Source organism: Lysinibacillus telephonicus (assembly GCF_039654155.1).
GTDB classification, from domain to species: domain Bacteria; phylum Bacillota; class Bacilli; order Bacillales_A; family Planococcaceae; genus Ureibacillus; species Ureibacillus telephonicus.
On the sequence record NZ_CP155468.1, the window covers coordinates 4,035,998 to 4,051,806 of the forward strand.

The window sequence follows — 15,809 nt, forward strand, 5'->3', positions numbered from 1 at the left end:
TTCATTTTATGCATAAAAAGTAAAACCATGAAAAAAGGCTGTCCAGATATTTCTGAACAGCCCATTCCATGGTCAGTTTTTTAATTATACATTAAAATATCTTGCGTTTGGATGTGCAAAGACAATGGCTGAAACACTTGCCTCTGGTTCCATCATATAGCCTTCAGTTAATTGAACGCCGATTTGCTCAGGCTGCAGCAATTTAAATAGCTTTTCTTGATCCTCTAAATTAGGGCATGCAGGATAGCCAAAGGAGAATCGCTGTCCTTGATATTTTGCTGCAAAACGTTCCCGCATCGTAAAGTCAGTAGCATCTGGGAAGCCCCATACATCACGAATTTCTTGGTGTAAACGTTCAGCGAATCCTTCTGCAAGTTCCAACGCCGTTGCAAGCAATGCATGGCTTTCTAAAAATTTGCCTTGCTCTTTTAACTCATCTGCTGCATCTTTAACTCCATGACCAGCAGTTACAACCATTAAAGAGATATAATCCATTTCACCGCTTTCTACTGTTTTTAAGAAGTCAGAAAGACATAGATAAGGCGCTTCTTTTTGTCGAGGGAAATGGAATCTTTCAATTTCCGTTTTGCCATCTTCCGGACTATAAATGACAACATCATCACCATCAGCTTGAGCAGGGAAGAATTGGTACATTCCAGATGGCTTTAGTAAATCTGAATTCAAATAACCACTAACTAGATTGTATAATTCTGTAGCACGTTCATCCTTTTCTGCTAATAGATTTTCCACATTGCCTTTTAAGCCTAAATGATGACCAATTAATGTACGCATGTTGACATACGGCTGCAAGTGAGCAACAGAATAGTTGCGTTTAATGTGCTGTATTAAATCCTTTGGTTTGAAGACTGGTGCATCCTCAACTGTCTTTACCGCTTTTTCAGTACGTTCTATTGCTGGTCTAGCCGCGCGTTTCTCATCTGCAAGCAGGCGTTTTTCCCGTGATTCTCGAAGCTCCTGTAAAAATGCTTCTCTCTCCTTCACATCAATTAAACGATTTGCATGCTCCAACCCTTGCATCGCATCTTTTGAATAAATAACAGGACCATCATATTCAGCAGCAATTTTCGTTTCAGTAAATCGCTTTGATAATGCCGCTCCTCCAACTAATATTGGCACATCTATATTAGCTTCCTTAAAGTCCTGTGCCGTTAACACCATTTGCTGTGCTGATTTAACAAGCAATCCCGACAACCCAACAAAATCAGGCTGTTCTTTTCGAATTGCTTCTATTAACTGGGCAGGTGTAACTTTGATGCCAAGATCTACAACCTTGTAGCCATTGTTGCTTAAAATGATGTCAACAAGATTTTTCCCAATATCATGTACATCACCTTTTACAGTAGCAAGTACAATTTTGCCTTTTCCTGCACTCTCATCTGATTTTTCCATATACTGCTCTAAATGAGCAACGGCAGCCTTCATCACGCCAGCACTTTGCAATACTTCAGCAACAATTAATTGATTATCATTAAAGAGTCGACCAACTTCCGCCATCCCTTTCATTAAAGGACCATTAATAATATCCAATGGCGTATCAAACATCTTTCTAGCTTCCTCTAAATCTGGGATTAACCCTTCCTTTGTTCCTTCAACGATATAATAAGCAAGACGTTCTTCCACCGTTGCAGGAATATTGGCTACAGATTTCTCTTTCTTCTTATCACGATAAAAATCAGTAAATACGGCGAGTGTTTCATCATTTGTATTGAAGATTAAATCATTCGCAAGCTCTATTTCTTCTTCTGGAATTGACGCATAACGCTCTAATTTCTCTGTATTTACAATTGCATAATCTAATCCAGCCTGTGTACAGTGATATAAAAAGACAGCGTTTAATACTTCACGACCTATTGGAGGCAATCCAAATGAAACATTACTTACACCAAGCACCGTCAATGCTTTGGGGAATTTTTCTTTAATTAACCTAATCCCTTCGATTGTTTCTTCCGCCGCTCCTATATATTGCTCGTCACCTGTTCCAACAGGGAAAACAAGCGGATCGAATATAATATCCTCTGGGTCGATACCCCATTTTTCCGTTAATAATTGATAAGATCGTTGTGCAACTTCCAGCTTTCTTTGACGCGTTACAGCCATTCCCTCTTCATCAATTGTTCCAACTACGATGGATGCACCATACTTTTTGACAATCGGCATGACCGCATCAAATCGTTCTTCACCATCTTCAAGATTGATTGAGTTAATAATTGCTTTCCCTTGGGAATATTTCAATGCTTCCTCAATAACACGTTCATCAGTAGAGTCAATTACTAAAGGAACCTTTACTTTTTTCACAACCTCTTGCATGAAATTGCGCATATCTTCCAACTCATCACGATCCGGGTTCGCTAAACAAATATCAATAACATGAGCTCCATTTTTCACTTGAGCACGTGCAATTTCTGCTGCCTCTTCAAATTTCCCGTCAATAATTAATTGCTTAAATTTGCGAGAACCAATGACGTTTGTACGTTCACCGATAAATAACGGGCGCATCGAATCGTCGTATAATAGCGGATCAATTCCTGAAACAGCATGGCCATGTGTTTGTTCCGGAAGTGCTCTTGGTGCGTATCCATCAACTGCTTCCCGAATAGCTTTAATATGATCAGGCGTTGTTCCACAACAGCCTCCTACAATATTAAGCCAGCCTTTATCTGCAAAACCTCGTAGTTTAATAGATAGTGAATCTGGTGTTTCGTGATAATGCCCTTCTTCGTCTGGCAGTCCGGCATTTGGATAACAGCTTATATAGCTTGTTGACAAATCCGATAATGAACGAATATGGTCGGTCATAAATTCTGGACCAGTAGCACAGTTTAGTCCGATGGAAAGCGGCTTAATATGTTCAATTGAAATGTAAAATGCTTCGATCGTTTGACCAGCAAGTGTAGTTCCCATCGGTTCAATCGTTGCTGAAACCATAATCGGCAGTTTCTTTCCAGTTTCTTCAAAAGCGCGATTTACAGCAAGGGACGCTGCTTTTACATTTAACATATCTTGGCTCGTTTCAAGTAGAAGTAAATGTGCACCAGCATCGATTAATGCTTTCGCCTGGACATAAAAGTTCTCCGTTAATTCATCAAATGTAATTCCTCCAGTTACTGATAGTGTCTTTGTTGTTGGTCCAATCGCTCCTGCAACAAAACGAGGCCATTCATCTGTTGAAAACTCATCTACAGCTGCTAACGCTAGTTCTACCGCACGTTTATTGATTTCCTCAGCTTTATGTCCTAAATTATATTCATTTAATACAAGCGGTGTCCCGCCGAACGTATTTGTACAAATAATATCAGCACCGGCTTCTAAATAAGCACGATGAATATTTGTTAAAACATCTGGCCTTGTTAGTACTAGATTTTCATTACAACCTTCTAATTCTTCTCCGCCAAAATCTTCTGCTGTTAAATTTGCTTGCTGCAGCATCGTTCCCATTGCACCATCAATAATTAAGATGCGTTTTTGCAATTGTGCTTCTATCGGATGGTTAAACATTTACCTTTACCCCTTTATTTTGCTCATCAAGTTGTTTGATATATTGCATTAGTTGTATTGTTAAATCGTATCGTAAAAATGGAGTAATTAAATATATACCATTGAAATGCTGAACAGCTGTATCTAATAACTCTTTTGCTATTGCAACTCCCTCTTGCGCCTCACGAATTTTATCCCCTTCACAAGCTTTCATTCTTTCCAACACTTCATCAGAAAGCTTAATACCAGGAACCTCATGATGTAAGAATTCCGCGCTGCGGAAACTAGTTAACGGCATTATTCCAATATAAATAGGCGCCTCTATATGTTTTGTTGCCTCATAAATTTCTACGATTTTTTCTTTTGAATAAACAGGTTGGGAAATAAAATAATCTGCTCCATGTTCAATTTTCTTTTCTAGCCTGCTTACAGCTCTGTCAATCACACGAACATTTGGGTTAAACGCAGCGGCAACTGAGAAGTTTGCTTTTTTTCTCAATGTTTTACCTGAGAAAGATATCCCTTCATTTAATTGCTTAATTAACGAGATTAACTCCATGGATGAAACATCATAAACACTTGTTGCTCCTGGGAAATCCCCTACTTTTGTCGGGTCGCCTGTAACTGCTAAAATATCGTGTAAACCTAATGCATTTAACCCCATAAGATGAGATTGCAGCCCAATCAAATTTCGATCTCGGCAAGTAATATGCGGCATTGTACGAATACCATGCTGCAATTTTAAAATTGATCCCATGGCAATATTGCTGATGCGAGGGGAAGCAAGTGAATTATCTGCCATCATAATAATATCCGCACCTTCATCGTAAAGCGCCTTTGCCCCCTCTACAAAGGGGTCAATTTCTAAATGCCTTGGAGTATCAAGCTCCACAATAATTGAACGCTCCCGCTTCGCTTTTTCATGAAGTGGCTCAAGCTTACGCGGTTCTGGATCCTGTATAAAGATCTCTTGTTGCAGTTTAGTCTCTTTCGATTCAACAGGCTTTAGTTTTTCCAGTTTCTTCTTTACAGATTCAATATGTTTTGGCGTCGTACCACAGCATCCGCCTATTAAACGAACACCTTGATTTCGTAATTGAACAGATGCACGCGCAAAATAATCGACCTCTGACTCATAAATGACACGACCATCTTCTATATCTAATAACGATGCATTGGGATATGCTGATAAATACGCGTTTTCGGGAAGCTCTACACATTCAAATGCTTGTATTGTATGATACGGTCCTAGCCTGCAGTTCACACCAACTACATCCGCCCCAATACTCTCTAGTTCATTTAATGCAGCATTCAATCGGAGCCCATTTTGTAAAACACCAGGTTCATGCATCGAAACCTGAGCGATAATCGGTATATCAGTTATAATACGCAGCATTTTTATAGTTTCTGATAATTCTTCAAAATCATAATACGTTTCTAATAATAGACCGTCTAAACCGCCATTAATTAATACTTCTGCTTGAACTCGAACCGATGCTAATATTTCTTCTAAAGTAGAATCACTCTTTCGAACTCCTCGAATGCCCCCGATTGAACCAACAATAAATTGGTTTCCATTTGAAACAGCATTTTTTGCTATTGCAATTGCGGCTGCATTTATTTCTACAACTTTCGATTCAAGTCCATAGCGTGCAAGCTTAATCGCATTCGCACCATATGTATTCGTTTGGATGACATCTGCTCCAGCTGCAATATATTCTCTATGAATCTTTTCAATTACGTCAGGCTTTACGAGATTCATTTCTTCATGACAATTATCTAGTCCATACGAATATAATAGTGTTCCCATTGCACCATCTGCAGTTAAAACTTTTGATTTTAAAGCTTCCAATAATCTCATTTCTTTCACTCATCCCCCATCGGTTACTTTTAAAAAATTCTGTCTCTTTACGAGAAAAGCATAAACTCCTAAAGCTATGCATCTTAAACGTAATATTATGCTTTTGCTTGACCCTTATACCGCCGTTTACTCCTCTTATATGAAAGAGCCTTTGCGTTTACGGAGGAGTAGACTTCAACTTAGAGAATTCCTTCATCCGTTAAACTTCAAAAAATAAAAAGCCTTCTTTTTTCGAAAAGAAGGCTTAGCATGCTAATTAGATTTCCTTCTTATCTCTCGGCTCTTTGCCAGCTGGATTTAGCACCTTACATTTTGTTGGTTGCTGAAGCTTCATCGGGCCAGTCCCTCTGCTTCTCTTGATAAGAGTTGTTTTTTATTATATTAAGTTGAATCATATCTTGAAATAGCTCTTTCGTCAATACTATAATCAGATTTTTGTGAATCATTGCAATAATATGTTAGAAATTTTCTCTGCAGTATTTTTTCCATTTTCAATACATGCACCTATTCCTACGCCAAAGTAAGAGCAGCCAGCGATGAAAAGATTAGGATATTTATCTTCAAGTTCATTCTGAACAACCTGCAAAGCTTCATTATGCGCCAAATCATATTTAGGCATTGAATCAATCCACTTCTCAACATTAACAACAACAGGTTCTTCTTCGATATTCAAGCTTCTTTTCACATCATTTAGAGCTACTTTTGTAAGCTCCTCTTCTGACATAGCAGCAAGTTCTTCATACTTTGGATTATTATTTTTATAGAACAAGCGGATAAGTAAATTGCCATTCACTGATGTATGTTTCCATTTACGACTTGTCCATGTTGATGCATTGCATACTAAATCACTATTGTGTGAAACAATAAAACCAGTTCCATCAGCTGGCAATATTGAGTCAGGTACATCAAACCCTAAATACATAGTAATTGCAGAGGCATTTGTAAATTTTGATAATTGGTTATCTAATTCTTTATCGTTCAGTACAGATCGAACAACTTGGTTCGGTACAGCTAATACAACAGCATCAGCCAAAACGGAAGGTCGATTATCAAATGACACTTCATAACCGTTATTATGCTTTTCAACACTAATTGTTGCAGTATTTTTATAAAACTTTACTTCTGGCATTAATTCTTCAAGTCGATTAATTAATGCAGTTAAACCATTTCTAAACGAGATGAATTTTTTATTTGCGGCTTTCTCGAACTGCTCTCGATTTGCTTCAAAGCCTTTTATAATACTTCCATATTTATTTTTATAATCAACTAAGTAAGGCAATGTTGATGCTAGAGAAAGCTGATAAAGATCGCCTGAATAAACACCAGCTAATACAGGCGCTATTTGCTTTTCAACAATTTCTTTCCCTAAAAAGTATTCTAAAAATTCCCCTATAGAGCTTTCTTTCGTAAACTTTGTATTCGGCAACTCAAAATCTTTTAATACTCTTTTTTTACCTTCTTCTGAAATCAATGTGCTAGCATTTAATGAATCAATATCCATAGGAATTCCAAAGGTTGACCCTGCTGGTATTGCATGCAATTCGTTGTTTGTATGTATATAAGAAATTCCTGTTTCGTTATATACAAGCTCCGATTCAAAATCAAGCTCTTTAACAAGGTCCAGCACTCCAGGGTAACGGGCTACTATAGAATCTGCACCAGTTTCCATAATGAAGCCATTCTCATATTCAGTATGCATTTTACCGCCCAAATAATCATTTTTTTCCGCTAGTATAAGACGAATAGGTGCATCTAATTCTTGGGCATATCTTCTCAAATAATGCATTGTACATAATCCTGTTATTCCGCCTCCAACTACAACAACCGTTTTCATCATTACAACTCCCTATCCGAACAATTTAACTCTTACTAATAGTATAAACTTTTTTTCAATATAGAGCTTGTATGTTACTTTACAAAATTAGTACAAAGAATATGGCTGTTGCTGATGAAGAAGAAATAGCCTTTAAATTTTCACTTTATAACGAAGAAAAGGGATGTACAGAAATTCCTCTTTCTGTACATCCCTTATTTCAATTCAAATTAAAATATTTTCTATTCCGTACTTTTCATTTGATACATAGCCGATTTACGCCAACGTGCAGCTTCTTTTTTATCCTTAGGCACATCTAATCCCTGCTCGTAAATACTGGCGATATTTAGTTTTGCTTGATAATCGCCCATAAGAGCCGCTCTTTTATAATAGTGGAGCGCCTTCTTGCCATTTCTAGCAACACCTATACCATTTTCAAATAAAAAGCCAAGATTATAAATAGAATCAATATGGTGAGATTCCGCAGCTTTCTCAAACCATTCTAAAGCTAAAGAAATGTTGCTTTGCTGTCCTAGCAGTCCGTCTAAATAGATGGAACCAACTCGGTATTGTGCTTCATTATAGCCCCCTTCAGCAGATGCTAAATAGTAGCTTAAAGCCTTTTCTTCATCAGCTTCAATGCCAATTCCCTGCTCATAAATAATTCCAAGTGTAAACATAGCCTCAACTACATTATGCTTTGCAGCGGTTTCAAACCAATATAACGCCTCCTTCTCATTAACCGGGACACCTTCCCCGTTCAAGTACATATCTGCTAAATTATTCGCCGCATCTGCATGGCCTTTTTCCGCGGCTTTTTTATATAATTTAAATGCCTCTGTATAGTTTTCTTCTACACCAAGTCCTTCAAAATAACAATTTGCCAGCTCATACATTGCCTCTATATTCCCTTCGACGGTCGCTTCGCTCAACCAGAAAACTGCCGCTCTAAAATTTTCAAGCTGTCGGTAAATATGCGCTATTTCAATCATAGAGTCTACATCTCCATCTATTGCGAGATTATAAAATGCAAGAGCCATTTCTATTTCTTCATTGTTAAATATATGTTTATGCTCATACAGCAATTGTTCAAACATTTCTCGATCATACTGCAACGTTATCTTCACCTTTTATAAGTAATTAATAAGTTTTCTATTTATTGCTTATTTTCCTTTAAAATATTCAACTAAATAATTTTTGAATTGATTTGCTGCAGGGGATAGATAACGTCCTCCTGACCATGATACTCCGATTTTTCTTTCGCAGATTGGATCACTTACTCGAATTTTACACACATTGTATTCATTTAAACCTTTTATATTAGGAATAAGTGATACTCCAAGCCCCGCACCAACGAATCCTGCAACAGTATGCATTTCTTCCCCGGCAAATGTAATATTTGTTGTTACACCCGCTTGTTTAAAAAATTTATCGACAATTTGTCGCAGCGCATTTCCTCTTTTAATAGAAATAAACGATTCATCTTTTATTTCTTCAAGCCTAATTGTTTCTCGATTAGCAAATCGATGGTTTTTAGGTACAATAACAAACAATTCTTCATTCCACAGCTCAATCCACTCGATGTCTATTGTTTTCGATTCAATTCTTTGAGATAAACATAAATCAATAACCCCTTCTTCAAGTCCCTTCAGTAGATTATAAGAAGTTGCTTGGGTAAGTGTAAATCTCATATTAGGATATTTGTCAGGGACATGTGCCATCAACTCTGGTACAACTTCCATTCCTAGAGTATGAATAAATCCGAATGCAACTTCCCCATACCCTGGCATTACTAGACCGCCTATTTCCTCTTTCGCCTTTTCATATTCCTTTAAAATAATTTCAACACTTTCCAAAAAAAGTTTACCGTAGCGATTTAGATTAATTGAACGGCCTTGTCGATCAAAAAGAGGCACTCCAATTTCTTGTTCGATGTTCGAAATTGATTTACTTAAAGCTGGTTGGGAGATATTAAGCTTCTCTGCTGCTTGTGTCATATGCTGCATCTCCGCAACGGTTTTAAAATATTCTAGCTGCTGAATTTCCATATTTGAAAACCTCTCTTTAATTGATAACTGTTTGGAATGAAAATGATAAAAACAATAAATTGTACTTATGTATCGTTAACACTATAATAATGTTAAACAATCAGTTTGCATATCAAATTCTAATAAAGAAAACAATACTTTTCAGAAAATTTCCTTATATTTGTCACAAGTAAGAAATTAAAGGAGTTCAAAAAAATGAAAATTATTCCGCCAAAACCATTTACAATTGAGAAAGGTAAACGTGCCGTTCTTTTACTTCATGGTTTTACTGGAAATACTAATGATGTTAAACGTTTAGGTAAATATTTATCAGAGCGTAATTATACTGTACACGCCCCATTATACAAAGGACACGGTGGCGATCCTAACACGTTAATTCAAACAGACCCAATCGAATGGTGGAACAGTGTTCTTGAAGGTTATGATGAACTTAGAAGCAGAGGTTATGAAGAAATCGCAGTTGCCGGTGTTTCACTAGGAGGAATATTCTCTTTAAAGCTTGGTGAAGAACGACCAACAAAAGCAATCGTCGCAATGTCTGCTCCTGCACTTGCAAAAAGTGTAGATAGTTTACAAAATCGTATTATTGACTATACGATTAAATATAAAAAATTATCAGGAACTTTTAATGAAGATACTGATAGCCCACAAGAACTTGCAAAAAAATTCCGCATGCCTTCACTAGAGTATTTACAAGGCATGATTAATGAAACTAGTTCAAAATTAGAAACAATTCAAACTCCAGTCCATATATTACGTGGATTAAGAGATGATGATTATTACTGTGAAAGTGCAGATTTAATTTATAACTCTGTGAAATCACGAATCAAATCTGTTAAAAGCTTTATTAATTCCGGGCATATTCTTACTCTTGATGAAGAACGTGAACTTGTTTTTGAAGAAATTTATCATTTCTTTGAAGGACTTAAATGGAAAGAATAAAGTACTTTACAGCAAGTTAAGATAAGATTTTAAATTTCATGATATGAAATTTAAGAAACTTGTCCATATTATTAATGTATCCCCTAGCAAATTTATGCGGCAAATGGCTAAGCCAAAGTCGCAGATTCCCCAATTTGCTATAAAATATATGTCCTAGTGACATACATCCCTTTAAAACAAGCTGCGACTAAGATTCCCCGTCTTATTTTGCAGCTTGTTTTTTATTTTCAAACGATGGTGCTTGTCCAAATGTTAGCTATATTCAAATTTTACTCTCCTTGCTGAACCTTCCCGTAAGTCCCACCACCACCAACCGTTATTTCAAGAAGTCCTTTTCTCGCTAAGTCTATAGTATGGGCATGTTTTTTCGGAATTACCTGCTGCAACTCCTCAACAGACGCATGATGAAGTATATTCATTTCTGTTCCAAATACATCGAGCATTTTATCAATTGTTTTCGGTCCTATTCCAGGGATAAAATCTAATGGTATTTGATGAATATAAGGCGGCCGTCTACGTTGTAAATGATTTACATCCGATAGCTCCTTAATACGTTTCAATACGCCCTTTATGAAATGTTCCTTTCCGCAGTACGGACATCTATGGAAAGTTTCCGTAGCCTGTTCTCCACAATTCGCACAAACCGTTTCATAATACTTTCCTAACTTCGGGTTTAAGCCATAGTTTGCAATAACTTCTCTACCGTCTTTTTGCTGCAGCGCCATTTTTAATTCCTGGAAATTCGCTTCTTCCAGCTGAATTTTTTGGTATTCACGAGCAAGTTTTCCTAGAGAATGGGCATCTGAGTTAGTTAGGAAAGTATACGGATCTAATTCACTTATTCCATTTACCATATAAGTATCCGAGCTTAAACCAAGTTCAATTCCATCAATTCTATTTGGATCAAAAACCTCAGTTAAACTTTTTACAACGCCTTTTCCATAAAGACTTTTAAAAGGAGTAAACACATGAGCAGGTATAAAAATCCCACCTAGTTCATGAACTTTCAGTTGTAAAGTTCGCCCATCACAATAAATTCTTTGAGAGCTTAAGTGAATATTTTTTAAATGCTTGCTCATCCAATTAGAAAACCGCTTCATTGTATTAAGCGTTGGAAAGAATGCAAGTACATGTATAGGTCCATGGCAATTTTCATCGTAAATTTCAATTTCTGAGCCAGGAATTAATACCGTCTCTTCATAGCGCAATCCTCCACCTGAAAGCTCAGTAACTTTTTCTTCAACTATGAGTTTTTCCAGCTCGTTTATCACTTCTGGCGAATGGCAATCAATTATTCCAACTAAGTCTAAACCTTTTCTAGAGGCTGCTGTATGCAAAATATTTGTTAACGTTAAATTTTTGCTTCCAGTAATTTTTACAGCCCTGCCGCTTTCAGTCCGGCCTATATGAATATGTAAATCCGCATAAAAATGTTTTAACAAATAAGACACGTCCTCAATAAAGATTTTTATTTTAAGAATACCCTAAACGGCAAACTTTGTTACAGGTCTGCAATTTAGAAATGTTTATATTCCGAAATAGTTATTTGTTAGACTCTAATTTCTTAATCCTCTATAATGACAATAAGCTTTCTAAATATGGAAATTAAAGGAGGATCATTTATGGAAAAGTATGCCCACGTTTTTCAAGGAACTGCATTTTCCAGCAAGACGTTTCAAGAAGTAAACATTTTAAAAGACTTTATTTTTTGTATTAATGAAGATGGATTTATTGAAAAAATGGTCTCTCCTGATGACGAACAATACCTTGCACTATTAGGCGCTTATGAGGGGAAGGAAAATTTCCACCGTTTAGAAGATGGAGAATACCTGCTCCCTGGATTTATTGATTTACATGTTCATGCGCCTCAGTGGGCTCAATTAGGCACTGCTCTAGACCTTCCTCTATACGATTGGCTGAACACTTACACATTTCCTGTTGAATCAAAGTTTTCCGACATTGACTATGCTCAAACTGTTTACCAAGATTTAGTTAAAACTTTAATTGCAAACGGCACAACGACTGCTCTTTATTTCGCCACGGTACATAAGGAGTCTAGTCTTTTGCTTGCGGAAATTTGCGCTAAACTTGGTCAACGCGGCTTGGTTGGAAAAGTAGTGATGGATAATCCAGATCAATGTCCTGACTATTATCGAGATGCGGATACAAAAACTGCTTTACAACAAACAGAAGAATTTATTGTAGCTGTACAACAACTTAACAAGCAAACAAAACAAGGCGTCTATCCAGTTGTTACGCCTCGTTTTATCCCAAGTTGTACGAACGAAGCATTAAAAGGCTTAGGAGAACTCGCTGCAAAATACGATACGTATATTCAATCGCATTGCAGCGAAAGCGATTGGGAGCATGAATATGTGATTGATCGTTTTCAAAAACATGATGCATTTGCATTAAACGATTTCGGTCTTTTACAAGAAAAATCGATTATGGCGCATTGTAACTTTTTAAATGATGAAGATGCAGAACTTTTTGCAAAAACAGGGACGGCAATAAGCCACTGCCCGGTTTCAAATGTATTCTTTTCCAATGGTGTACTCCCTGCCGCACATTTGCACGAAAAAGGCGTAGATATTGGATTAGGTACAGATATTTCTGGCGGCTTCTCTCCTAGCCTTTTTGATAATGTAAGGCAGGCTGTCATCTCTTCAAGAATGCTGGAAGAGGGTGTGGACACTACTGTTTCAGCAGATAATCGGGGAGTACCTTCGTCACGTCTAACAACGAATGAAGCATTTTATTTTGCAACTGCCGGTGGAGGAGAATCTTTAAGCTTGCCAATCGGCCGAATTGAAGAAAACTATACTTGGGATGTACAAATTATTAATACAAAACTTCCTTCTGCTAAGCTACCTATTTTCGGGGACGATCTATACGATATTTTCCAAAAAATTATTTATCTTGCACGCCCTGAAAATATTCAACAAGTCTGGATTCAAGGAAATAAAGTTCACGAACGATAAATAGAAATACACAACTCGCACCAAAAAGTGGGTTGATGCCATTTCTTTATACTGGTTACTAACCCACCTTTAACCAAAAAGCGGGAGAGTCTTCTTAGTCCTTACAGGAACTAGTGTTATACACGTCTTTCAGTAAAAAAGCGAGGTCTCAGCTAATGAGCCCTCGCAGTTTTTAATTTATAGCCTCGATAAATACCAGCACCCATGCAACTAAAAATAAAACTCCTCCAATTGGTGTAATTGCCCCAAGCTTCTTAACGCCCGTAACGGAAAGAACATATAAACTACCTGAAAAGAAAATCACACCTACAAACATTAGATAACCTGCCCAAACAATCAAACCTGTTGGCCCTACTAACGAGTCCATTGAAAGAATTGCGAGTAATATAATTCCAAGTGCATGGTACATTTGATATTGTACTGCCGTATTCCAATATTGCTCGTATCGTGGTTCTGGAAATTTATCCTTTAGGGCATGTGCCCCAAAGGCACCTAGAGCCACACCTAAAAAAGCAAGTAATGTTCCTATTAACAATAGAATATTCATAAAAACGCCCCTTCTATGTATTTTCAATTTAACTATATATTTTTCGTTGTATAAAAAACAAGGGGACGTCCTAAAAATCTTTTAGGGTCCCCTTGCATAAAGGGCTTCTTAGAATACTAATTCTTTATTGCCCTGAGTTATTATTAAAATTATATTTTTTCACTTCTCCGGTTTCGAATTTAATTTCAAGTTCGAATTCCTTAAAATTTTCATCTAAATTAAAGGCTTCTAATACTTGACTTCTTACTTCCTCATCATTTGTATTTTCTTCAAAATTGAGTAATTCAAAAGCCTCCATTAATCTTTTATTGGCTTCATCACCTTGTAAATGAACATTGTTAATTTCATCTTCAATTTCTGCTGTTACTTTATTTTGGTTATTCGTATATTCAACATCAAAAGAAATATCATTTTTATATTCTACGTCTAAATCAAAATTAGTGAACTTCGAACTTAAGCCGCCATTTTGTGTTTTATCTGCCACCGTTTGGTCAGGATCCATCGTTTCATCTGCTTGAAGAGCTGTATTGTTTTCAATTTCTTCTGTTATTTCATCTGTTTGGTTATTTTGCTTGTTTTCTGTCACTACTTCTTCTTGGTCATCATTATTATTACAAGCGTATAAGATACCAAGCGTAAACATTATCATTAAAAGAAATTTTACTTTATTCATTCTTTCCCTCTCCTTCAAAAGATTAAATACACTAATTATTTTCTCCTTTAAAGTGAAAAATTTATCCCTTAATTTAAATAAAATTTCTTTAAATTAGTAGAAAAGTTTACCAATTTCGATTTAGCGCGTTGAATCGCTAAATTTTTTTGTTGATTTATTCACAATATTCTATATAATTATTCTAATAAATTATTAATAGAAAGAGGCAATCAATGTGAAAGATTTCTTCAGTAAATTATTAAACGGTATGAGCATCGCTATCGTTTGTGCGCTCATTCCAAATGCACTATTAGGGGAAATATTAAAATTAATAATTCCTTCTGTACCAGTACTGCAGCATCTTTTAGATGCGACAGTGATTGTTATGAGCATGCTGCCAATATTAGTAGGGATATTAGTTGGTATGCAATTTAAATTAACTCAGATTCAAACTGCTAGTGTTGGAATTGCAACTATTATAGGTAGCGGCGTTGTTAGTAAAACTGCAGATGGATTATTTACAATTAGCGGAATTGGTGTAGTAATTAACTCAGGGATTACTGCTGCATTAGCAGTATTATTTGTTCAATTAGTAGGTGAGAGATTAAGAGAATATTCAATCCTAGTTGTTCCCACATTAACAGTAGTAATTCCAGGCATGATTGGTGCAATGATATTACCTTTTGTAAAAACAAGTGCAGGGTTAGTTGGTCAAGGAGTAGCCTACTTAACAAATTTACAACCTGTGATTATGGGTGCGTTAATCGCAGTTGTCTTCGGAATTATTATTTTATCGCCAATTTCAACTGTTGGTGTTGCTACTGTAATTATGCTATCTGGCATCGGTTCAGGTGCTGCAAACTTAGGAATTGTAGCTGTTGGTATGGGATTATGTTTTGCAAGCTTCAAGGCAAATTCGCTTGGAACAGCATTAGCCCATGTTTTAGGTTCACCAAAAATCCAGATGCGCAACTTCTTTATGAAACCTTCCATTGCCTTCCCAATGTTAATAACTGCGGCAATCCTTGGTGGACTCGCTGGGGTATTAAATGTACAAGGTACTCCGTATAGTGCTGGATTTGGTTTATCTGGATTAGTTGGACCATTGAATTATATTAAATTAGCTGAGGGTGGATGGACTGCAACAAACATCGCCATCATGCTTGGCATGTTCCTTATTTTACCTTTGATTTTAAATCTATTCTTTATTTACGTATTTAAGAAGAAGCTTAAAATGATTAAAGATGAAGATTATAAATTGGATTATGAATGATAGTTTAAAAGGACTTCTATAAATATAGCAAAAGCAAAGCGTAACTAAATTTAAAACGCTTTGCTTTTTGCTATTATAAATGATTTTAAGTGATCACTAACTAAAGGATAAAAAATGCCCTATAACTATGAAAAGTAGCAATAGAAATCAAACCTATTGCTACTGTTTCGATATTTATAAGGCGAAATAATCTCTAT

At 36.3% G+C, this 15,809-nt stretch carries 11 protein-coding genes and 1 riboswitch; of the genes, 3 read left to right on the forward strand and 8 right to left on the reverse strand.

Translation table 11 applies throughout. From position 1 onward, the window contains the following. Positions 1–84: 84 nt before the first annotated feature. From metH to MKY04_RS19515, 5 genes are all read right to left on the reverse strand, one after another. A complete protein-coding gene (metH, locus tag MKY04_RS19495) occupies positions 85–3,516 on the reverse strand; it encodes a methionine synthase (protein WP_346234999.1) in 3,432 nt (1,143 codons plus the stop codon). Next, positions 3,509–5,356, reverse strand: coding sequence for a bifunctional homocysteine S-methyltransferase/methylenetetrahydrofolate reductase (locus MKY04_RS19500; RefSeq protein ID WP_346235000.1), 1,848 nt, complete (start codon positions 5,354–5,356; stop codon positions 3,509–3,511). Before MKY04_RS19500 ends, metH begins: the two co-directional genes overlap by 8 nt. 266 nt (positions 5,357–5,622) lie before the next feature. Then, positions 5,623–5,722: riboswitch (SAM riboswitch) on the reverse strand. Between the two features lie 76 nt (positions 5,723–5,798). Beyond that, complete coding sequence (gene hemG, locus MKY04_RS19505; protein ID WP_126293748.1) at positions 5,799–7,190, reverse strand: protoporphyrinogen oxidase; 1,392 nt, start codon at positions 7,188–7,190, stop codon at positions 5,799–5,801. Positions 7,191–7,411: 221 nt separating this feature from the next. Beyond that, on the reverse strand, positions 7,412–8,284 hold the full coding sequence (locus MKY04_RS19510; RefSeq protein ID WP_126293749.1) for a tetratricopeptide repeat protein: 873 nt from the start codon (positions 8,282–8,284) through the stop codon (positions 7,412–7,414). Between the two features lie 48 nt (positions 8,285–8,332). Then, positions 8,333–9,217, reverse strand: a complete 885-nt coding sequence (locus MKY04_RS19515; protein ID WP_126293750.1) for a LysR family transcriptional regulator — start codon at positions 9,215–9,217, stop codon at positions 8,333–8,335. Between the two features lie 195 nt (positions 9,218–9,412). Here MKY04_RS19515 and MKY04_RS19520 point away from each other — a divergent pair, with 195 nt between their 5' ends. After that, positions 9,413–10,159 (forward strand): alpha/beta hydrolase, encoded by a 747-nt coding sequence (locus tag MKY04_RS19520; RefSeq protein WP_126293751.1) that lies wholly within the window; start codon positions 9,413–9,415, stop codon positions 10,157–10,159. A gap of 269 nt (positions 10,160–10,428) precedes the next feature. On the opposite strand, the gene MKY04_RS19525 is transcribed toward MKY04_RS19520, so the two are convergent. Continuing rightward, on the reverse strand, positions 10,429–11,601 hold the full coding sequence (locus MKY04_RS19525) for a TIGR00375 family protein (protein ID WP_126293752.1): 1,173 nt from the start codon (positions 11,599–11,601) through the stop codon (positions 10,429–10,431). A gap of 180 nt (positions 11,602–11,781) precedes the next feature. Here MKY04_RS19525 and guaD point away from each other — a divergent pair, with 180 nt between their 5' ends. Continuing rightward, positions 11,782–13,140, forward strand: a complete 1,359-nt coding sequence (gene guaD / locus MKY04_RS19530; protein ID WP_126293753.1) for a guanine deaminase — start codon at positions 11,782–11,784, stop codon at positions 13,138–13,140. A 172-nt stretch (positions 13,141–13,312) separates the two neighbouring features. Here guaD and MKY04_RS19535 read toward each other — a convergent pair whose 3' ends face one another. Next, a complete protein-coding gene (locus tag MKY04_RS19535; protein WP_126293754.1) occupies positions 13,313–13,687 on the reverse strand; it encodes a DUF423 domain-containing protein in 375 nt (124 codons plus the stop codon). Positions 13,688–13,811: 124 nt separating this feature from the next. Then, the gene (locus tag MKY04_RS19540) at positions 13,812–14,360 is read right to left on the reverse strand and encodes a YusW family protein (RefSeq protein WP_346235001.1); all 549 of its coding nucleotides are present in this window, start codon (positions 14,358–14,360) and stop codon (positions 13,812–13,814) included. A 214-nt stretch (positions 14,361–14,574) separates the two neighbouring features. On the opposite strand from MKY04_RS19540, the gene MKY04_RS19545 reads away from it, so the two are divergent. Next, positions 14,575–15,612, forward strand: coding sequence for a PTS transporter subunit IIC (locus MKY04_RS19545; RefSeq protein ID WP_126293756.1), 1,038 nt, complete (start codon positions 14,575–14,577; stop codon positions 15,610–15,612). The last annotated feature ends 197 nt before the right edge of the window (positions 15,613–15,809 follow it).

Coding starts and splice junctions, on each gene's coding strand:
- MKY04_RS19535 (WP_126293754.1), bottom strand. CDS start 13,687: ATGAATATTCTATTGTTAATAGGAACATTACTTGCTTTTTTAGGTGTG.
- MKY04_RS19540 (WP_346235001.1), bottom strand. CDS start 14,360: ATGAATAAAGTAAAATTTCTTTTAATGATAATGTTTACGCTTGGTATC.
- metH (WP_346234999.1), bottom strand. CDS start 3,516: ATGTTTAACCATCCGATAGAAGCACAATTGCAAAAACGCATCTTAATT.
- MKY04_RS19500 (WP_346235000.1), bottom strand. CDS start 5,356: ATGAGATTATTGGAAGCTTTAAAATCAAAAGTTTTAACTGCAGATGGT.
- hemG (WP_126293748.1), bottom strand. CDS start 7,190: ATGAAAACGGTTGTTGTAGTTGGAGGCGGAATAACAGGATTATGTACA.
- guaD (WP_126293753.1), top strand. CDS start 11,782: ATGGAAAAGTATGCCCACGTTTTTCAAGGAACTGCATTTTCCAGCAAG.
- MKY04_RS19515 (WP_126293750.1), bottom strand. CDS start 9,217: ATGGAAATTCAGCAGCTAGAATATTTTAAAACCGTTGCGGAGATGCAG.
- MKY04_RS19520 (WP_126293751.1), top strand. CDS start 9,413: ATGAAAATTATTCCGCCAAAACCATTTACAATTGAGAAAGGTAAACGT.